This window comes from Streptomyces sp. NPDC098101 (assembly GCF_044760185.1).
Classification (GTDB): domain Bacteria; phylum Actinomycetota; class Actinomycetes; order Streptomycetales; family Streptomycetaceae; genus Streptomyces.
In genome coordinates, this window is the sequence record NZ_JBIWAS010000002.1 from 1,163,047 (window position 1) to 1,180,507 (window position 17,461).

At 73.0% G+C, this 17,461-nt stretch carries 19 protein-coding genes; 11 read left to right on the top strand and 8 right to left on the bottom strand.

The features are described 5' to 3' along the window. Position 1: 1 nt before the first annotated feature. The 5 genes from sufC to ACIQVI_RS12265 are packed head-to-tail and all read left to right on the top strand — an operon-like array spanning position 2 to position 3,263. A complete protein-coding gene (gene sufC / locus ACIQVI_RS12245) occupies positions 2 to 766 on the top strand; it encodes a Fe-S cluster assembly ATPase SufC (protein WP_073806607.1) in 765 nt (254 codons plus the stop codon). Then, complete coding sequence (locus tag ACIQVI_RS12250) at positions 763 to 2,031, top strand: cysteine desulfurase (RefSeq protein ID WP_053642066.1); 1,269 nt, start codon at positions 763 to 765, stop codon at positions 2,029 to 2,031. The genes sufC and ACIQVI_RS12250 overlap by 4 nt, the downstream gene beginning before the upstream one ends. Before the next feature lie 9 nt (positions 2,032 to 2,040). Beyond that, positions 2,041 to 2,514 carry a Fe-S cluster assembly sulfur transfer protein SufU gene (gene sufU, locus ACIQVI_RS12255; protein WP_351969514.1) on the top strand — a complete coding sequence of 158 codons (474 nt, stop codon included), beginning with the start codon at positions 2,041 to 2,043 and terminating at the stop codon, positions 2,512 to 2,514. Then, the gene (locus ACIQVI_RS12260; RefSeq protein ID WP_055644196.1) at positions 2,511 to 2,849 is read left to right on the top strand and encodes a metal-sulfur cluster assembly factor; all 339 of its coding nucleotides are present in this window, start codon (positions 2,511 to 2,513) and stop codon (positions 2,847 to 2,849) included. Before sufU ends, ACIQVI_RS12260 begins: the two co-directional genes overlap by 4 nt. 48 nt (positions 2,850 to 2,897) lie before the next feature. Next, entirely contained in the window at positions 2,898 to 3,263 is a 366-nt protein-coding gene (locus tag ACIQVI_RS12265) for a VOC family protein (protein WP_403594286.1), read from the top strand. A gap of 21 nt (positions 3,264 to 3,284) precedes the next feature. Here the strand turns inward: ACIQVI_RS12265 and ACIQVI_RS12270 are convergent, their stop codons facing one another. Then, a complete protein-coding gene (locus tag ACIQVI_RS12270; RefSeq protein WP_403594289.1) occupies positions 3,285 to 4,334 on the bottom strand; it encodes an oxidoreductase in 1,050 nt (349 codons plus the stop codon). An 84-nt stretch (positions 4,335 to 4,418) separates the two neighbouring features. Here ACIQVI_RS12270 and ACIQVI_RS12275 point away from each other — a divergent pair, with 84 nt between their 5' ends. Genes ACIQVI_RS12275 through dapD form a run of 3 tightly spaced genes read left to right on the top strand, consistent with a single transcriptional unit; the run spans position 4,419 to position 6,384 of the window. Continuing rightward, positions 4,419 to 4,739: a DMT family transporter gene (locus tag ACIQVI_RS12275; RefSeq protein ID WP_403594292.1), complete on the top strand. Its 321-nt coding sequence runs from the start codon at positions 4,419 to 4,421 to the stop codon at positions 4,737 to 4,739. Then, complete coding sequence (locus tag ACIQVI_RS12280; RefSeq protein WP_403594295.1) at positions 4,739 to 5,356, top strand: TetR/AcrR family transcriptional regulator; 618 nt, start codon at positions 4,739 to 4,741, stop codon at positions 5,354 to 5,356. Before ACIQVI_RS12275 ends, ACIQVI_RS12280 begins: the two co-directional genes overlap by 1 nt. A 44-nt stretch (positions 5,357 to 5,400) precedes the next feature. Then, positions 5,401 to 6,384: a 2,3,4,5-tetrahydropyridine-2,6-dicarboxylate N-succinyltransferase gene (dapD, locus tag ACIQVI_RS12285; protein WP_351969519.1), complete on the top strand. Its 984-nt coding sequence runs from the start codon at positions 5,401 to 5,403 to the stop codon at positions 6,382 to 6,384. A 36-nt stretch (positions 6,385 to 6,420) separates the two neighbouring features. On the opposite strand, the gene ACIQVI_RS12290 is transcribed toward dapD, so the two are convergent. After that, positions 6,421 to 7,704 carry a PQQ-binding-like beta-propeller repeat protein gene (locus ACIQVI_RS12290; RefSeq protein WP_403594298.1) on the bottom strand — a complete coding sequence of 428 codons (1,284 nt, stop codon included), beginning with the start codon at positions 7,702 to 7,704 and terminating at the stop codon, positions 6,421 to 6,423. Between the two features lie 263 nt (positions 7,705 to 7,967). Between ACIQVI_RS12290 and ACIQVI_RS12295 the strand changes: the two genes are divergently transcribed. Continuing rightward, positions 7,968 to 8,177 (top strand): hypothetical protein, encoded by a 210-nt coding sequence (locus ACIQVI_RS12295; RefSeq protein ID WP_351969521.1) that lies wholly within the window; start codon positions 7,968 to 7,970, stop codon positions 8,175 to 8,177. Here the strand turns inward: ACIQVI_RS12295 and dapA are convergent. Both dapA and ACIQVI_RS12305 read right to left on the bottom strand, forming a co-directional pair. Further along, a complete protein-coding gene (gene dapA, locus ACIQVI_RS12300) occupies positions 8,156 to 9,049 on the bottom strand; it encodes a 4-hydroxy-tetrahydrodipicolinate synthase (protein ID WP_403594301.1) in 894 nt (297 codons plus the stop codon). The two genes, ACIQVI_RS12295 and dapA, sit on opposite strands and share 22 nt — an antisense overlap. 131 nt (positions 9,050 to 9,180) lie before the next feature. Next, on the bottom strand, positions 9,181 to 11,016 hold the full coding sequence (locus ACIQVI_RS12305; RefSeq protein WP_403594304.1) for an endonuclease/exonuclease/phosphatase family protein: 1,836 nt from the start codon (positions 11,014 to 11,016) through the stop codon (positions 9,181 to 9,183). 290 nt (positions 11,017 to 11,306) lie between these two features. Here ACIQVI_RS12305 and ACIQVI_RS12310 point away from each other — a divergent pair, with 290 nt between their 5' ends. Beyond that, complete coding sequence (locus ACIQVI_RS12310; protein WP_403594307.1) at positions 11,307 to 12,770, top strand: hypothetical protein; 1,464 nt, start codon at positions 11,307 to 11,309, stop codon at positions 12,768 to 12,770. An 84-nt stretch (positions 12,771 to 12,854) separates the two neighbouring features. Here ACIQVI_RS12310 and ACIQVI_RS12315 read toward each other — a convergent pair whose 3' ends face one another. Then, positions 12,855 to 14,078, bottom strand: a complete 1,224-nt coding sequence (locus ACIQVI_RS12315) for a TerD family protein (RefSeq protein WP_351969524.1) — start codon at positions 14,076 to 14,078, stop codon at positions 12,855 to 12,857. A 36-nt stretch (positions 14,079 to 14,114) separates the two neighbouring features. After that, complete coding sequence (locus tag ACIQVI_RS12320; protein WP_121834040.1) at positions 14,115 to 14,354, bottom strand: hypothetical protein; 240 nt, start codon at positions 14,352 to 14,354, stop codon at positions 14,115 to 14,117. 55 nt (positions 14,355 to 14,409) lie between these two features. Here ACIQVI_RS12320 and ACIQVI_RS12325 point away from each other — a divergent pair, with 55 nt between their 5' ends. Further along, positions 14,410 to 15,435 (top strand): AraC family transcriptional regulator, encoded by a 1,026-nt coding sequence (locus ACIQVI_RS12325; RefSeq protein ID WP_351969525.1) that lies wholly within the window; start codon positions 14,410 to 14,412, stop codon positions 15,433 to 15,435. A gap of 443 nt (positions 15,436 to 15,878) precedes the next feature. On the opposite strand, the gene ACIQVI_RS12330 is transcribed toward ACIQVI_RS12325, so the two are convergent. Both ACIQVI_RS12330 and ACIQVI_RS12335 read right to left on the bottom strand, forming a co-directional pair. Continuing rightward, positions 15,879 to 16,634, bottom strand: a complete 756-nt coding sequence (locus tag ACIQVI_RS12330) for an SDR family oxidoreductase (RefSeq protein ID WP_403594310.1) — start codon at positions 16,632 to 16,634, stop codon at positions 15,879 to 15,881. Positions 16,635 to 16,691: 57 nt separating this feature from the next. Next, positions 16,692 to 17,435: a hypothetical protein gene (locus ACIQVI_RS12335; protein WP_403594313.1), complete on the bottom strand. Its 744-nt coding sequence runs from the start codon at positions 17,433 to 17,435 to the stop codon at positions 16,692 to 16,694. Between the last annotated feature and the right edge of the window lie 26 nt (positions 17,436 to 17,461).

Sequence of the window (17,461 nt, forward strand, 5' to 3'; positions counted from 1 at the left end):
CATGGCTACGCTTGAAATCCACGACCTGCACGTCTCCGTCGAGGCGGAGAACGGCCCCCGCGAGATCCTCAAGGGCGTCGACCTGACCATCAAGCAGGGCGAGACCCACGCCGTCATGGGCCCCAACGGCTCCGGCAAGTCGACCCTGGCGTACTCGCTGGCCGGCCACCCGAAGTACACGGTCACCGGCGGCACCGTCACCCTCGACGGCGAGGACGTCCTGGAGATGTCGGTCGACGAGCGCGCCCGCGCCGGCGTCTTCCTGGCCATGCAGTACCCGGTCGAGGTCCCCGGCGTCTCGGTCTCCAACTTCCTGCGCACCTCCGCCACCGCCGTCCGCGGCGAGGCGCCCAAGCTGCGCACCTGGGTGAAGGAGGTCAAGTCCGCGATGGAGCAGCTCCAGATGGACCCGGCCTTCGCCGAGCGCAACGTCAACGAGGGCTTCTCCGGCGGTGAGAAGAAGCGCCACGAGATCCTCCAGCTGGAGCTCCTCAAGCCGAAGATCGCGATCCTCGACGAGACCGACTCCGGCCTCGACGTCGACGCCCTGCGCGTCGTCTCCGAGGGTGTCAACCGCGTCCGCGAGACCGGTGAGGTCGGCACCCTGCTGATCACCCACTACACGCGCATCCTGCGCTACATCAAGCCCGACTTCGTGCACGTGTTCGCGAACGGCCGCATCGCCGAGTCCGGTGGCGCCGAGCTCGCCGACGTGCTGGAGAACGAGGGCTACGACAAGTACGTGAAGGGTGGCGCGTCCGCGTGACTTCTGCCCATCAGGGGCTCTCCGGCCTCCTCGACACCGAGGCGATCCGCAAGGACTTCCCGCTCCTGGACCGCACGGTCCACGACGGCAAGAAGATCGTGTACCTCGACTCCGCGGCGACCTCGCAGAAGCCGCGCCAGGTCCTCGACGCGCTCAACACGTACTACGAGCGCCACAACGCCAACGTCCACCGCGGCGTCTACACGGTGGCCGAGGAGGCGACGGCGCTCTACGAGGGCGCCCGTGACAAGGTCGCGGCCTTCATCAACGCGCCGAGCCGCGACGAGGTCATCTTCACGAAGAACGCCTCCGAGTCGCTCAACCTCGTGGCCAACATGCTGGGCTGGGCCGACGAGCCCTACCGCGTGGACCACGAGACCGAGATCGCCATCACGGAGATGGAGCACCACTCCAACATCGTGCCGTGGCAGCTGCTCTCGCAGCGCACGGGCGCGAAGCTGAAGTGGTTCGGCCTCACCGACGACGGCCGTCTCGACCTCTCGAACATCGAAGAGGTCATCACCGAGAAGACCAAGATCGTCTCGTTCACGCTGGTCTCGAACCTGCTGGGCACGGTCAACCCGGTCGAGACGATCATCCGCCGCGCCCAGGAGGTCGGTGCGCTCGTCTGCATCGACGCCTCCCAGGCGGCCCCGCACATGGTCCTGGACGTGCAGGCGCTCCAGGCCGACTTCGTGGCCTTCACCGGCCACAAGATGTGCGGCCCGACCGGCATCGGCGTGCTGTGGGGACGGCAGGAGCTCCTGGAGGACCTGCCGCCCTTCCTCGGCGGCGGCGAGATGATCGAGACCGTCTCGATGCACTCCTCGACGTACGCGCCGGCCCCGCACAAGTTCGAGGCGGGCACGCCCCCGATCGCGCAGGCCGTCGGCCTCGGCGCGGCCGTGGACTACCTGTCGGCGATCGGCATGGAGAACATCGCGCGCCACGAGCACGCGATCACCGAGTACGCCGTCCGGCGCCTCCAGGAGGTCCCGGACCTGCGGATCATCGGCCCCACCACGGCCGAGGACCGCGGCGCGGCGATCTCCTTCACGCTCGGCGACATCCACCCGCACGACGTGGGCCAGGTCCTCGACGAGCAGGGCATCGCGGTCCGGGTCGGCCACCACTGCGCGCGGCCGGTCTGCCTCCGCTACGGAATTCCCGCGACCACGCGGGCGTCGTTCTATCTGTACTCCACTCCGGCCGAGGTCGACGCCCTGGTCGAGGGACTGGAGCACGTACGGAACTTCTTCGGCTAGGGGACGCTCGTGAAGCTGGATTCGATGTACCAGGACGTCATCCTGGACCACTACAAGCACCCGCACGGGCGCGGTCTCCGGGACGGCGACGCCGAGGTGCACCACGTCAACCCGACGTGCGGCGACGAGATCACGCTCCGCGTGAAGTACGACGGCTCGCGCATCGAGGACGTGTCGTACGAGGGCCAGGGCTGTTCCATCAGCCAGGCCTCGGCGTCCGTCCTCAACGAGCTGCTCGTCGGCAAGGAGCTGGCCGAGGCGCGGAAGATCCAGGGCACCTTCCTGGAGCTGATGCAGTCCAAGGGCCAGATCGAGCCGGACGAGGCGATGGAGGAGGTCCTGGAGGACGCGGTCGCGTTCGCCGGGGTCTCCAAGTACCCCGCCCGGGTGAAGTGCGCCCTGCTGAGCTGGATGGCCTGGAAGGACGCGACCGCCCAGGCGCTGGGGGACGACGACCAGAAGTCCGAGAGGAAGTCGGCATGACCGAGAACGCCGGGGCCACCATGAAGCCGGCCTCCGAGGAAGAAGTCCGCGAGGCGCTGTACGACGTCGTCGACCCCGAGCTGGGCATCGACGTCGTCAACCTGGGTCTGATCTACGGCATCCACATCGACGACTCCAACGTCGCGACGCTGGACATGACCCTGACGTCGGCGGCCTGCCCGCTGACCGACGTGATCGAGGACCAGGCGAAGTCCGCCACCGACGGCATCGTCAGCGAGCTGAAGATCAACTGGGTCTGGATGCCGCCGTGGGGCCCGGACAAGATCACGGACGACGGGCGCGAGCAGCTGCGCGCGCTCGGCTTCAACGTCTGAGCGAGCCCCTCGCGCGAACGGCCGTGCTCCCCTGACAGACTGGGGAGCATGGCCGTTCGCATGTACCACCTCACCGTCGACTCCCACGACCCGTCCGCCCAGGCCCGCTTCTGGGCCTCGGTCCTGGACTGGAAGGTGCTCTACGAGGACGAGCACGAGGTCGTTGTCGGAGCCGACGAGCACACTCTGCCGGGGATGTGCTTCCTGCCCGTGCCCGAGTCCAAGACGGTCAAGAACCGGCTGCACATCGACCTCACGCCCGACGACCGGGACGCCGAGGTGGAGCGCATCCTCGCCCTCGGGGCGACCCGGATCGACGTCGGGCAGGGCAAGGACGCGACCTGGGTGACCCTCGCGGATCCCGAGGGCAACGAGTTCTGCGTGCTGCGGCCGAAGCGGTCGCTCACGGACTGAGGCGGCCGCCCCGCCGGGCCGTCAGGAGTCCTGCGCCCGCTCCGCCGCCGCCCGGGCGAGCACCGGCGCCAGGTTCTCCCGGCGGATCCGCCGGTCGACGTAGAGCAGCCCCGACACCAGCGGCGGGAAGAGCGCGGAGAACACCTGGGCGATCAGCGATCCGGCGATCATGACGATCACCGCCGGCGCGAGCAGGGAGAAGAACTCCCCGGCCGTCTCGGGGGCCTGGTCCCCGTCGAAGGAGAGGGGCGCGGACGCCACCGCGCCCAGCACCTGCTGGAACACCACGCTGATGACACCCGTGATCACGGAGGCCATCAGCAGACCGCCGAGGGTCCGCCACCACGAGCCGGTCACCAGGTGCCAGGACCGCCGCAGGGACGCCGTGGCGCCCTGACGCTCCATCACCGCCACCGTCGGGGCGAAGGCGAGCTTCACCCAGATCCAGGTGCCGAGCGGGGCGATCAGCAGGAGCGCGGGGAGGAGCAGCAGCGTCGCGGCGGGGCCGGAGTCGTTGGCGATCAGCACGGCCATCAGGCCGACGAACAGGCCGCCGACGAGCAGGAACGGCACCAGCAGGGTCAGCGACGTCAACAGGATCGTGCCGAGCACCACGGGCATCCGCGCCCACGCGCGCCCCCACACGGTCCCGAACGCGACGCGGCCGCCCAGGACCGCCTCCTGGAGGACCACGGGCACCGCCGCCGACACCAGGGCGCTCGCCACCAGCATGACGACCATCGAGAACAGCCAGACGCAGCCGAACGCGATCAGCAGCGGAAGGCCGTCCTCCCACGACGGGTCCGCGTCCTCCGGCAGGTCGAACACGCCGGGCACGTGGTCCGCGACGGCCAGGTAGCCGACGCCGAACGCGGCGGCGACCAGCAGGAGGGCGAAGCCGTAGGCGACGGCCGTGACGCCGACGAGCTGCTTCCAGTGGCGCCCGAGGGTGCTGAAGGCGGCCGTCAGGACCTCGCTGAGGTCGAGCGGCCGCAGGGGTATCACGCCGGGCTTCGGCGGCGGGGGCGGAGGAGTGTGGCCGTAGCCGTAGGGCCCCGTGGGATAGGTCATGGCGACACCGTATCGGTCGCCGCCCCGCACACCCGTACGAGACGGTATGTACGCCCGTACACATCTCTGTGTACGCTCGTACGCATGGGTTACGGACTGCTGGCGGGCGCCATAGCGGCGGAGATCCTCGCCACCACCTCGATGAAGTACAGCGACGGCTTCAGCAAGCTCTGGCCCTCGCTCGTCACCGGCGTCGGCTACCTGATCGCCTTCGCGCTCCTGGCGCAGGCGCTCAAGACGCTCCAGGTCGGCACCGCGTACGCCATCTGGTCCGGCGTCGGCACCGCCGCCGTCGCCACCATCGGCGTCCTCTTCCTCGGCGAGACCCTCGGCCTCGCCAAGGTCGCCGGGATCCTCCTCATCGTCGCCGGGGTCGCCGTCCTCAACCTCGGCGGCGCCCACTGATGGCCCGCCCCCGCCGCCACGACCCCGACCGCCGCGAACGCCTCGTGGACGCGGCCCTCCGGGTCGTCGGACGGTCCGGCATCGCCGGGCTGAGCCACCGCACGGTGGCCGCCGAGGCGGACGTGCCGCTGGGCTCCACCACGTACCACTTCGCCTCCCTCGACGAACTCCTCGTCGCCGCGCTCCGCAAGGCCAACGAGAACTTCGGGCGGCAACTGCGCGAGCGGACCGCCCTCCTGGGCCCGGACACCGACCTCGCCGCCGTCCTCGCCCGCTTCCTGGGGGAGTGGCTGGGCGGCGAACGCACCGGCGTGGAGCTGGAGTACGAGCTCTACCTCGCCGCCCTGCGCCGCCCCGCCCTGCGCCCGGTCGCCGCCGAGTGGACCGAGGCCGTCACCGCCGCCCTGGCCCCCCGCACCGACCCCGTCACCGCCCGCGCCCTGGTCGCCCTCATGGACGGCGTCTGCCTCCAGGTCCTGCTCGCCGACGGGACGTACGACGAGGAGTACGCGCGCGTGATGCTGGGCCGGATCCTGGGTCCCGGGGCCCCGGACGAAGCACCGAGAACCCCGGGCCGGGGCTCGTCCGAACCGACGGCGCGCCGGACCGACACCTGAGACCGGTTGGCCCGGGCGGGGGCCCGCCGGTTAGGTTTTCCGTCATGACCACTGCTCCTCGCACCACCGGCGCCGTCGCCGCCGGCCTCGCCACCATCGCCGGCGACGGCACCGTCCTCGACACCTGGTTCCCCGCCCCCGAGCTGACCGACGCGCCCGGCCCCGCCGGCACCGAGCGGCTCGACCCCGACGCGGCCCTCAACGCCCTCGGCGAGGGCGCCGTCAAGGCCCTCGGCGTGGACGCCCGCCGGGGCGTCGAGGTGGTCGCCGTCCGCACCGTCATCGCCTCGCTCGACGAGAAGCCGCTCGACGCCCACGACGCGTACCTGCGCCTGCACCTGCTCAGCCACCGCCTGGTCAAGCCGCACGGCCAGAGCCTGGACGGCGTCTTCGGCCTCCTCGCCAACGTCGCCTGGACCTCGCTCGGCCCGGTCGCCGTCGACGACGTCGAGAAGGTCCGGCTCAACGCGCGCGCCGAGGGCCTGCACCTCCAGGTGACCTCGATCGACAAGTTCCCCCGCATGACCGACTACGTGGCGCCCGCCGGGGTCCGGATCGCCGACGCCGACCGCGTCCGCCTCGGCGCCCACCTCGCCGCCGGCACCACCGTCATGCACGAGGGCTTCGTCAACTTCAACGCCGGCACCCTCGGCACCTCCATGGTCGAGGGCCGCATCTCGGCCGGCGTCGTCGTCGGCGACGGCTCCGACATCGGCGGCGGCGCCTCCACCATGGGCACCCTCTCCGGCGGCGGCAACGTCGTCATCTCCATCGGCGAGCGCTGCCTGATCGGCGCCGAGGCGGGCGTCGGCATCGCGCTCGGCGACGAGTGCGTCGTCGAGGCCGGCCTGTACGTCACGGCCGGCACCCGGATCACCATGCCCGACGGCGAGATCGTGAAGGCCCGCGACCTCTCCGGCGCCTCGAACATCCTCTTCCGCCGCAACTCGGTCACCGGCGCCGTCGAGGCCCGCCCGAACAACGCGGTCTGGGGCGGCCTCAACGAGGTCCTGCACAGCCACAACTGAGGCCCCGTGAGCCGCCGGCCGCCCTCGCCCCCGTCGTCAGACGGCGGGCAGGGCGGTCAGCCGCTTTCCGTGCAGGGCCGCGAGGCGCTTGCCCGAGGCCGCCACGTACCACTTGTCGACCGCGCCCGTGCCGTCGTTGTACGTCCAGCGCAGCTTGCCGGTGCGGGCGTCGAAGGCGAGGATCCCGCCCTTGGGGTCGAGCTCCGTCGCCGCGTAGAGGTTCCCGCCCGCCGTGACGAACTGCCAGGGGTACGCGACCTCCAGGAGTTCCGCGTTGCGCCAGCGCTCCTCGCCCGTCGCCGGGTCCACCGCCCGCAGCACGTGCGCGGAGTCGGAGGCGTAGAGCACCCCGTCCAGGACGGCGGGGCTGTGGAAGCGGGTGTACGACTCGTCGGCCGCAAGGGACCAGCGCTCCGTGCCGTCGGCCAGGGCGAAGGCGCGCAGCCGCCCGCCGTCGGCGACGACCACCAGGCCCCCGTGGACGGCGATCCGCTCGCTGTTGGAGCGGCCGATCTTCTTCGTCCACACCTGCCGGCCCGTGGCGGTGTCGCGGACCGTCACGTTCTCCCGGAAGTCGGTGTAGACGAGGTGGCGGCCGGAGACGGCGGCGGTGATGCCGAACTCCTGGGTGCCCTTGTCGCGCCGCTCCTGCCAGACCACCTTGCCGGAGGCGATGTCGAGGGCCGCGATCACGTTCTCCTTGACGCGGTAGTCCGCCTCCAGGATCCCGGCGAGGACGTAGACCCGCCGCTCGTCGACGGCGATCGTGCGGGGCTGCGCGTACTTCTTCCCGCCGAGCCTGCTGCGCCAGGTCTCCTCGCCGGTGGCCGGGTCGAGGCCGACCACGTCCCCGTCGTACCGGGCGCTGGCGAGGTACAGGGTGCCGCCCGCGACCAGCAGCTTCGCGCCCGGGACGGCGACCTTCTCGCGGGACCAGAGCTCCTTGCCGGTGGTGAGGGAGCGGCCCGTCAGCGGATCGCCGGAGACCATGACCACGTCCCCGGCGACGGCGAGCGCGTCCATCGCGCCGAGCGCCCCGGCCATGGCGTCGGCCTGCCACAGCGGGCCCGGGGCGGTGCCGGGCGGAGGGGTGGTGAAGGCGTCCCCGGGAGCGGCCTCCCCGGCCGACGGGTTCTTCCCGTTCCTCCCGGGCGCGGTGGCGTCGGCGGCCGGCTCCTCCACCGGGCCGCAGCCCCACGCGCCCGCGCCGAGCGCCGCCAGGCCGAGACCGGTCCCGGCCAGCCGGATCAGACGCCTGCGGGACGGCACGTGCGCCCCGGCGGCCGTCGTCCCGGTCGTGCTTCCCCCGTGTATCGGCATGTGTCCGCTCCCCGTTCCCTCGTCCTGTCGTTCCACGGCCGGGCAGCCGTCCGGCGCCCGGAGCGGGCCCAGGCTAACCGGGGGGCCGGGCGCCGCCCCGGGGCGGTACGCGATGGGGACAGGGCCGTGAAACTCCGGACGGCACCGTGAAGATCCCGTCACACGGCGACGCGCGCGTGACACGCACGACAACCGATCCGGTGACGCTGCGTTATCAGTGCGGGGGCGGAGAGCCCCGTACGCAGACGAGGCGAGGAGCCGACATGAGGACGAGGACCATGGCCACCGGGGTGGGCGCGGCGGTGGCGGTCCTGCTGTCCGCCGGAACGGCGGCGGCGGACGAGACGCACCTGCACGCGCACAACGGCCCGAACGTCTCCCTGGTCTCCACCGGCCAGATCGACGACCCCCTGGAGGACGTCCTGGAGCACGCCGCGATCCTCGGCCACACCTACAGCGGGGACTCCGCCTGATCCGGCCGCGGCAGCGCCTCGTGGAGCGCGCGCAGCCCGTCGGCCGTCTCCCGGTCGGCGGGCAGCAGCGGCTCCCGCAGGGGACCGCCGAGCAGGGCCTTGGCGGTCACCGTGCCCGGCAGGCCCGAGGCCATCATCCGCTCGGCGAGCGGCAGCAGCCGGGCGTTGAGCCGGGCCGCCCCGGCGGTGTCGCCCGCGTCGAAGGCGTCCAGGACCGCCCGCAGCTGACGGGGCGCCACGTTCGCCACCGTGCTGACGTACCCGGCGCCGCCCACCGCGTACAGCGGCAGGTTCAGCTCCTCGCAGCCCGAGTAGTACGCGAGCCCGGTCTCCGCGATCAGCCGGGCCGCGCCGAGCAGGTCGTACGAGCAGTCCTTCACCGCGACGATCCGGGGGTGCGCGGCGAGCCGCCGCATCGTCGCGGGCTCGACGCGGGTGCCGGTGCGGCCGGGGATGTCGTAGACCATCACCGGCAGGCCGGTCGCGTCCGCCACCTTCAGGAAGTGCGCCTCGACGGCCGCCTGCGGAGGGCGGCTGTAGTACGGGGTGACGACGAGCAGCCCGTCCGCGCCCGCCTCCTCGGCCGCCCGGGCCAGTCCGGCGGTGTGCGCGGTGTCGGCGCTGCCGACGCCCGCGAGGACCGAGGGGCCGGGGCCGACGGCCTCCCGGACGGCGCGGACGAGCGCGGTCTTCTCGGCGTCGGTGGTGGTCGGGGACTCGCCGGTGGTCCCGTTGAGGACGAGCCCGTCGCAGCCCTCCGCCACGAGCCGGACGGCGAGGGCGCCCGCCGCGTCGGGGTCGAGCGCGCCGACGGGGGTGAAGGGCGTGATCATCGCGCAGAGCGCGCGGCCGAAAGGCGGTGCGGTGGTCATGCCGGAAGTCTGGGCGCGGCGGACGGTGAAGGTCCACTTAGATCTTCTTGGCCGGAAAGATAAGGGTTGCTGAAGGGTGGGACGGCGCACGCCCGCGCCGAGGCTCGGCGCGGGCGTGTAAAGGGCCTCGCCTACGGGCGGAAGCGCAGGACCTGCGGGTCGTGGTCGCTGTCCTGGTCGGCGAACTCCGCGTTGATGTGGACGCTGTCGTACGTGAAGTGGCGGATCCCCGGGCTGGTCAGGATCTGGTCGAGGACCTGGCTGTTGCCCTGGTACACGTACGAGTAGCGCTCGCCGCGCGGCAGCGACTTCACCGCCGGGTACAGCGCGCCGCCGGCCGTCAGCGCCTTCGTGGTGCCGGAGAACTCGAAGTCGTTGATGTCGCCGACCACCAGCACGTCGGCCTGCTTCTCGACCGCGAGGAGCTGCTTCACGAAGCCGTTGACGGCCTGGGCCTGGAGCAGGCGCTTCGCCTCGGAGGAACGGTTCGGCGGCTGGTGGTGGGAGACGATCGACTCGTCCCCGCCCTTCGAGCCGAAGTGGTTGGCGATCACGAAGACCGTACGGCCCCGGAAGACGAACTCGCCCGCGAGCGGCTTGCGGCTGTCCGCCCAGGCCGTGTTCGCCGGGTCGATCCGGCCGGGGGAGACGGTCAGCGCCGCGTGCCCCTTGCGGCCGGTGACGCCGGTCGCGGTGGTGGCGTCGCCGCCCGGGCGGTCTGTGAAGGAGACCCGCGCCGGGTTGAAGAGGAAGACCTGACGGATGTTGCCGCCGGGCTCGCCGCCGTCCTTGTTGTTCTCCGGGTCGACCGAGCGCCACTCGTACGCCGGGCCGCCGGCCGCCACGATCGCGTCGGTGAACTTCTTCACCGTCTGGCCGGCCGTCACCGTGCCGTCGTTCTTGGCGCCGTTGTCGTCCTGGATCTCCTCCAGGGCGACGACGTCCGGCGAGGCGAGGTTCTCCACGACCGCCTTCGCGAGCGCGTCGAACTTCTCCTGCGGGTCGCTCGGGTCGAGGTTCTCGACGTTGTACGTCGCCACGGCCAGCTCGTTCCTGTGCTGCCGGTCCGTGGTCTCGCGCTTCAGGCCCCGGTCCACGACCGTGCCGAGGGTGCGGGCCGTCAGGGTGTAGCCGCCGTACTGGTTGAAGTCGAGCGGGCCCTCGGTGGCGCCGGCAAGGACGTCACCCACGTTCGCCTTGGGGAACGGCTGCTGGGCGGTCGGGACCAGCGACTGGACCTGGAGCCGACCGGTGTTCTGGTCCTCGTACGAGCCGTAGACCGTGCCGCCGCGCCGGTTGCGGTTCTCCCAGGGCTTCACCGTGACCCACAGCTCGGAGTACGGGTCGGTGGCGCCGACCACCCGCGAGGAGCCGATCCGGACGTTGGTGCCCTCCAGGGACTCGTAGTAGTCCAGGGCGTACTTCCGGGGCTTCAGGGTCAGGCCGTTGATCGAGCCGTCCGCGGCCGGGTCGCCCGCCGGGGCGTACGCGTCCGGGACGGACCAGGACGAGATCGTCACCGGGGCCGGCACCGGGTTGCCCTGCGAGACGACGGTGACGACCGGCTTGGAGAGCTGCGTCAGCGACTGGTTGCCGGAGGCCAGGCCGCCGGGGACGTACTCGGTGACCGTGCCGTTCACGCTCACCGCGTCGCCGACGGCGACGGTCGGGACGGAGCTGGTGAAGACGAACAGGCCCTCGCTGGTGGCCGGGTTCGCGTCGGGGGTGGGGTCCTGGATCCAGAAGCCGCGCGAGCCGTAGGTGCGGACGCCGGTCACGATGCCCGTGACACCGGTGACCTGCTGCCCGACCAGGGGCGAGACGCGGGTCGTGCCCTGGATGTCGTGGATGCGGACACCGGCGCCGTCCTCGGCGGACGCGCTCGCCGAACCGGCGAGCAGCCCGGCGGCCAGGGCGGCGGACACGACGGCGGCGACGGCCGCGGTTCTCGGTATGGAGGAAGACATCAGGGACTCCGAGGGTGCTTGGAGGAACGGCAGATGGATCTACGCGCGTCAATCTCTTGGCAGGGCACCCCACTTGTCAAGGGTCGACGGGTGTACGAAGGCTGACGAATCCGTGAACCGGCGGACCTCCCCCCGGATGCGTCTACGCTGGGACGGCTCTCCGGGACCACTCGCCGAGACCGCTTTCCCGAGCCCGCTCACCGAACGCGCTCCCGAGCCCCCGCCCACCGACCGCTTTTCCCACCCCTGTTCACCCGCTCACCCCGTACGCGCCGAGGAGACCCCCCAGAATGTCAGCGGAGCACCCCACCCTTCCCCCCGTTCGGCTGCGTGCGGACGCGGAGCTGGCGCGGGACGCCCTGGCCGCCCCCCTCCTCGCCGACGCGGCCCGGCTCGCCCGCTGGGCCGGGCCCGACACCCGGGTCGACGCGGGCGGCGAACTCGTCGACGAGCAGCTCCCGGCGGCGGCCGGGGCCCTGGGCCTGACCGCCGACGAGGAGGGCGAGCTCCGGGCGGGCGACGCCTGGCGGCTCGCGGTCGACACCGGCCTCGTGGAGGTCGAGGACGGCGAACCGGCGGACGGGGCCGACGGGGAGGACGTCCCCGGCCGGGCCGGGCCCGGCGAGAACCTGGCCCTGCTCACCGGCGGTTCGCCCCGGGACGTCCTCGCGCTCTGGCTGGACGGCTTCGACACCGTCTTCGCGGACGCCGTCGCCCCCGTCCTCGACGACCTCGACGACCTCATCGGGGAGGACGGCGAGATCGACGTCGACGCCCTCGACTGGGACCCCGAGGCCGAGGCCGAGTTCCTGGAGGGCGTGCTCGGCAACCTCTACCTGCTGACCGTCAGCGAGGGCGGGGCCGGCGAGGGCCCGGTGCCGCTGCCCGCGCTCGCCGCGTCGATGGTCGTCCCCGACGACATGGGCGAGCCCACCGACGACGTCCTGGAGCAGGTCTCCGACGCGATGATGCGGCTGGACGAGCAGTTCCGGCTGCTCGAACCGATCGGGCTCGTGGAGTACCAGCCCCTGGACGAGGCCCTGATGGTCGAGGAGGGCGAGGAGCCCGCCGTCTCCGTCGACGACGAGGACGTCACCCGCTACGGCATGGTCCGGCTCACCCCGCTCGGCCTCTACGGCGTCCGGGCCCGGATGCTGGAGGCCGGCGTCGACGCGCCCGCCGTCGGCGACCTGGCCGACAAGGGCGCCGACGCCCTCCTCGACGGGATCGCCGGCTACCCGGAGGCCGCGGCCCGCGAGGAGACCGCCGCCTGGCTGGCCGGGCGCGACGCCCTCGGCGCGGCCCGCGAACTGCTGCACGCCGCCCGGGGCTCCGACGCGGGCTCCCCGCTCCGCCGCCTCCACTGCCAGCAGACGCTCTCCCTGGTGGGCCCGGACGCGGAACCCGCCGTGCGGGAGGTCCTGGACGACGCGGAACTCGGCGGCCTGGCGCGGGTCTGGCTCGCGGAGCGGGGCGCGGCGGACGTGCCCGCGCCGCCGGAGTCGATGATCTTCTGGCTGGCGATCGACACGATCGCGGCCCAGCTCGACGCGGAGGGCGACCTGGAGGAGCTCCAGGAGCTGATCGAGGGCCTCACCGGGCGCCACGGCGGCTTCTTCGAGGCGGCCTGGCGGGTGGAGCACCCGGCGACGGCGGAGGTCCTGGAGGCGATGGGCCGGCTGCACCGGGACAAGGGCGCGGCGAAGGAGGCCCGCAAGGCCGCCTTCAAGGCCCGCTCGCGGTCGGGCGCCTGACGGTCCGTACGGAAGAGGGCTCCCGGGAGGTCCCGGGAGCCCGTGCGGTCCGGTCGGTCCGGTCGGTCTGGTCGGTCCGGTCGGTCAGAGGGCCTGGGCGGCCGGCTTCACCATGCCCCGGACGGTCCGCGACTTCACGAACTCGCCCATCGCCGTCATCTCCCACTCGCCGGAGAACTGCTTGATCAGCTTCGCCATCATCACGCCGGTCTGCGGCTCGGCGGTGGTCAGGTCGAAGCGGACCAGCTCCTCGCCCGTCGCCGCGTCGATCAGCCGGCAGTAGGCCTTGGCGACCTCGGTGAACTTCTGGCCGGAGAAGGAGTTCACCGTGAAGACGAGACCGGAGACCTCGGCGGGCAGTCGGCCCAGGTCGACCACGATCACCTCGTCGTCGCCCGCGCCCTCGCCGGTGAGATTGTCACCGGAGTGCTTGACCGAGCCGTTGAGGATGGTCAGCTTGCCGAAGTAGCAGCTGTCCAGATGGTTGCGCTGGGGCCCGTACGCGATGACGGACGCGTCCAGGTCGATGTCCTTGCCCCGGTAGGCGGGCTCCCAGCCGAGGCCCATCTTGACCTGGGAGAGCAGCGGACGGCCGCCCTTGACCAGGGACACCGTCTGGTTCTTCTGGAGGTTGACCCGGCCCTTGTCGAGGTTGATCTTGCCGGCACCGGGGGCGGGGGCGGCCGGGGGAGCGGCCGGGGCCGGGGGCGCGAGCCGGGGGTCCACCGGGGCGACGGGCGGCGCGGGCGGGGCCGGGGGCGCCGGGGGTGCGGCCTGCGCGGCGGGGGCCGGGGGAGCGGCTGGCTCCTCGTCCACCGAGACGCCGAAGTCGGTCGCGATCCCGGCGAGCCCGTTCGCATAGCCCTGGCCCACCGCGCGGGCCTTCCACGCGCCGTTGCGCAGGTAGATCTCGACGACCACGAGCGCCGTCTCCGTGGCCAGGCGCGGCGGGGTGAAGGTGGCGAGCACGGCGCCGCCGTCCGCGTCGCGGATCGTCGCCGTGGGCTCGACGCCCTGGAAGGTCTGGCCCGCGGCGTCCGGGCTCGCCGTGACGACGATCCTCTCGACGCCGGCCGGCAGGGCGCCGGTGTCGACCAGGATCGCGTCGGGCGCGGTCCCGCCGCCGGAGCGGTAGGTGACACCGGGCCCGGCCGGCTGGTTGTAGAAGATGAAGTCGTCGTCCGAGCGCACCTTGCCGTTGGCGCCGAGCAGCAGGCCCGAGACGTCGAGCCGCACGGGGGCGGCGACGTCCACCGCCACGCGCGTGGCGGTGAGAGGAATGTTCGAGCCGGGGGTCATAGCGGTCATGCCAGGGCTAACGATCCGGGCCCCTTTGCCGTTCCCTTACCTTCGCCCGGTTCGGCCACCCTGATTACGGGGATGGTCGCGGGCCTGCCGCTCGTTGCCGAAGCGGTACGCGCCCGTCCAGCGGGCCATGACCAGCTGGGCGTCGCCCGATTCCACCTCCGCCAGGAACTTCTCGGCGCGCCCGCCGCGCAGCACGCCCGCGGCGCGGCCCTGGTGGGTGAGGACGACGGAGCCGTCGCCCCGCTGCTCGTACGTGAATCCATGAGGTCGTGGCATGACGGGCATCCTGCCGTTCCCGGTCAGATCCGTCATATGAATATTCTTTCGACCCATGGGTGCTGTGGGGGCCGGGGGAACGGGGGCGGGCGCGGTGGGGCGGGAGAGACCGGAGGGCGGGGGCTCGTTCCGGACGGGGGACGTGGACGAGGCGCGCGAGGAGCTCGACGCGCGGTACTACACGAGCCGCATGGACCTGGTCGAACGCGGCTCGCGCCCCTTCGCGGCGCGGTTCGACACCGTCGTCCTCGGGCCGCTGGTCATCGGCGACCTCAGCTGCGGGGCCGACGTCCGGATGAGCTTCGGCGAGCTGGGCGCCTACCACCTGAACGCCCCGCTGACCGGGACGATGGAACTGCGCCAGGGCGGCGGCCCGCCGCTCGTCGCGACGGCCTCCGAGGCGCTGCTGCTCGACCCGGCGGGGGACACCTTCCTGGACCGCTGGAGCGGCGACTGCCGGACCCTGGCGGTGAAGATCGGGGCGGCCGCGCTGCGCGAGCGCCTCGAACGGCTGACGGGACGGCCGCCGCGCGGCCCGCTCGTCTTCGCGCCCCGCCTGGACATCACGCGCGGCCCCGGCCTGAGCTGGGTGCGCCTGGCCCGCCAGGTCGCGTACGGGGCGCTGGCCGGGGAGGACATCGCCCGGCACGAACTGGTGGCGGGACCCCTCCAGGAGGCGCTGCTCAACGGGCTGCTCCTGGCCGCCGAGCACCCCTGGCGCGAGGCGCTCGACCATCCGGGGGAGGCCCGGCGCCCGGCCCCGGTCAAGCGGGCGATGGACGCGGTGCGGGAGCGCCCCGAGCACCCGTTCACCACGACCGAACTCGCCGCCCTGGCCCGGGTGAGCGTGCGCCGCCTCCAGGAGTCCTTCCGGGAGTACGTGGGGATGTCCCCGATGGCGTACGTGCGGGAGGTCCGCCTCGACCGGGTCCGCGAGGAGCTGCGGGCGGCCGCGCCGGACGAGGTGAGCGTGAGCGAGGTGGCCTGGCGCTGGGGCTTCGGCCACCAGGGCCGGTTCGCGGCGCGCTACCGGGAGAAGTACGGCGAGTCCCCGTCCCGGACGCTGCGGGCGGGACGCTGAGGGGAGCGGGGGTCGCGGGGCGGCGGGGTCGCGGGGCTCGCCCGTGGGGCCTCGCCCCGTAGGGCCTTCCCCCGGGCCCCGGCCCGGGCCGCGCCGACGGCCTCCGGCGCCCCGACGACGGCCTCCGGCGCCCCGACGGCGGTCTCCGGGCCCCGACGGCGGTCTCCGGCGTCCCGACGGCGGTATCGCGCCAAAGCCGTCGGCCGGGCCCGGGCGGCCGGGGGGCGCTTCCCCCGGCCGGGGCGTGCTTCCGCTGCTCCGATCCGTCGCGCATTCCGGACAGGCCCCGCGTTCCGCGGCTCGCGACGATCTTCGGCCGGGCCTACGGTGAGCGGGTCCGGTCCGCCCGTGCGGACGGTCACCCGGACCCGGCCGGCTCCCCCGTATCAGTCCGGCCGGGTCCTGCGTGCTTCCGGAGCGTGCCCGCGCGGCGCGCCTCCGCGTCAGACCAGGCCGCCGTTGGCCGTCAGCAGCTGCCCGTTGACCCACTGGCCCTCGGGCGAGCAGAGGAAGTCCACCAGGTGCGCCGCGTCCCGGGGGGTGCCGAGGCGGCCGAGCGGGGTCTTCCGGACGATCTCCTCCCGCAGCTCCCCGGACATCCAGCCGGTGTCCACGGGGCCCGGGTTGACGACGTTCGCCGTGACCCCGAGGTGGGCGAGTTCGTGGGCCGCCGCCAGGGTGATGCGGTCCAGGGCGCCCTTGCTCGCCCCGTACGGGAGGTTCCCCACGGTGTGGTCGCTGGTCAGGGCGACGACGCGGCCGGTGCCCGGGGGCCCGGTGAACCGCCGGCCGTACTCGCGGATCAGCAGCCAGGACGCGCGCGCGTTGACCGCGAAGTGGCGGTCGAAGCTCTCGACCGTGGTGTCGAGCAGACCGGAGTCGACCGACTCGCAGTGGCACAGGACGAGGGCCGTGACCGGGCGGCCGAGAAGCCGCTCGGCGCTGTCGAGGACGAACGCGGGGGCCTCCGGGTCGGCGAGGTCGGCCTCGACGGCCCCGGCGGTCGCGCCCCGGTCGGTGAGGTCGCGGACGATCGCCTCGGTCGCGCCCCGCTCGACGCCCCACTCCATGCGCAGGTCGTAGGGGGTCCAGTGGGTGAGGACGAGGTCCCAGCCCGAGTCCGCGAGGCGCCGGGCGACGGCCGCGCCGATGCCGACGGTACGGCCGACCCCGGTCACGAGGGCGAGGGGACGGGACATGCGGCGGCTCTCCTTCGGTCGGTCCCCGGACACGCTAGAAAGCTGCCTGACGGGCCGTCAAGGGAGTTCGGGGGAGCGCTCCTCCGTGGGGGCGGCGGGCCGGGCGGCACCCCGCAGCTCCTCCCGGCGGCGGCGCCACGCGAGGGCGAGACCGACGCCCGCGACGAGGGCGGGGAGGGCGGACAGCGCCGTCAGGGAGGACAGCCAGTCGGAGGTGAGGTGCTCCGTCGTGCCGCTCGCGTACTGGCAGGTCGCCTGCGGCGGGAAGAAGGAGTACTCCAGCGTCCTGGGCGGGTGGTATCCCCAGTCCCCGGCCGCCGAACAGGCCGACGACGGGCCGGTGAACAGCTCCCAGCCGGCCAGCGCGTACAGCAGGAGGAAGAGGGATCCGGTCACGAAGAAGGCGGCCCCCGTACGGCTCACCTGCTCGGTCCTGCTCCTCGGCTCCACCAGCGGATCGCCGGGGCGCGGTTCGAACCAGTCCGCCACCAGCGCCGTGAACAGGCAGACGACCAGGACCACCAGGGCGACCCAGAGGAGGGCGCCGAGGACCCACGCGTTCCCGAGCGAGGACACGTCCCCCCGCTCGAACTCGCAGACGGTGGCCGGGGGGAACGCCTGGTTCCGGATCCCCCGCAGCCCGCCGGGCCCCCGGACCATCCCCTGGGAGCACCGCTCGTCGTACTCCAGCATCAGGAACAGCGCGAGGCCCGAGCCGATCAGCACCACGGTGAACGAGATCCCCACCGCGGCCCACAACCCGCCCGTCCGATAACCGCCGTGCGTACGCGTGTCCGTCATCCGCGCACCCTAGCGGAGCCCGCGGT

What these genes read in the sequence shown, in the direction of transcription:
- ACIQVI_RS12280 (WP_403594295.1), top strand. Translation starts at nt 4,739, where the DNA reads ATGGCCCGCCCCCGCCGCCACGACCCCGACCGCCGCGAACGCCTCGTG.
- ACIQVI_RS12290 (WP_403594298.1), bottom strand. Translation starts at nt 7,704, where the DNA reads ATGCCGATACACGGGGGAAGCACGACCGGGACGACGGCCGCCGGGGCG.
- ACIQVI_RS12320 (WP_121834040.1), bottom strand. Translation starts at nt 14,354, where the DNA reads ATGCCACGACCTCATGGATTCACGTACGAGCAGCGGGGCGACGGCTCC.
- ACIQVI_RS12335 (WP_403594313.1), bottom strand. Translation starts at nt 17,435, where the DNA reads ATGACGGACACGCGTACGCACGGCGGTTATCGGACGGGCGGGTTGTGG.
- ACIQVI_RS12330 (WP_403594310.1), bottom strand. Translation starts at nt 16,634, where the DNA reads ATGTCCCGTCCCCTCGCCCTCGTGACCGGGGTCGGCCGTACCGTCGGC.
- ACIQVI_RS12265 (WP_403594286.1), top strand. Translation starts at nt 2,898, where the DNA reads ATGGCCGTTCGCATGTACCACCTCACCGTCGACTCCCACGACCCGTCC.
- ACIQVI_RS12275 (WP_403594292.1), top strand. Translation starts at nt 4,419, where the DNA reads ATGGGTTACGGACTGCTGGCGGGCGCCATAGCGGCGGAGATCCTCGCC.
- ACIQVI_RS12305 (WP_403594304.1), bottom strand. Translation starts at nt 11,016, where the DNA reads ATGTCTTCCTCCATACCGAGAACCGCGGCCGTCGCCGCCGTCGTGTCC.
- dapA (WP_403594301.1), bottom strand. Translation starts at nt 9,049, where the DNA reads ATGACCACCGCACCGCCTTTCGGCCGCGCGCTCTGCGCGATGATCACG.
- ACIQVI_RS12325 (WP_351969525.1), top strand. Translation starts at nt 14,410, where the DNA reads ATGGGTGCTGTGGGGGCCGGGGGAACGGGGGCGGGCGCGGTGGGGCGG.
- ACIQVI_RS12315 (WP_351969524.1), bottom strand. Translation starts at nt 14,078, where the DNA reads ATGACCGCTATGACCCCCGGCTCGAACATTCCTCTCACCGCCACGCGC.
- dapD (WP_351969519.1), top strand. Translation starts at nt 5,401, where the DNA reads ATGACCACTGCTCCTCGCACCACCGGCGCCGTCGCCGCCGGCCTCGCC.
- ACIQVI_RS12310 (WP_403594307.1), top strand. Translation starts at nt 11,307, where the DNA reads ATGTCAGCGGAGCACCCCACCCTTCCCCCCGTTCGGCTGCGTGCGGAC.
- ACIQVI_RS12270 (WP_403594289.1), bottom strand. Translation starts at nt 4,334, where the DNA reads ATGACCTATCCCACGGGGCCCTACGGCTACGGCCACACTCCTCCGCCC.
- ACIQVI_RS12295 (WP_351969521.1), top strand. Translation starts at nt 7,968, where the DNA reads ATGAGGACGAGGACCATGGCCACCGGGGTGGGCGCGGCGGTGGCGGTC.
- sufC (WP_073806607.1), top strand. Translation starts at nt 2, where the DNA reads ATGGCTACGCTTGAAATCCACGACCTGCACGTCTCCGTCGAGGCGGAG.
- ACIQVI_RS12260 (WP_055644196.1), top strand. Translation starts at nt 2,511, where the DNA reads ATGACCGAGAACGCCGGGGCCACCATGAAGCCGGCCTCCGAGGAAGAA.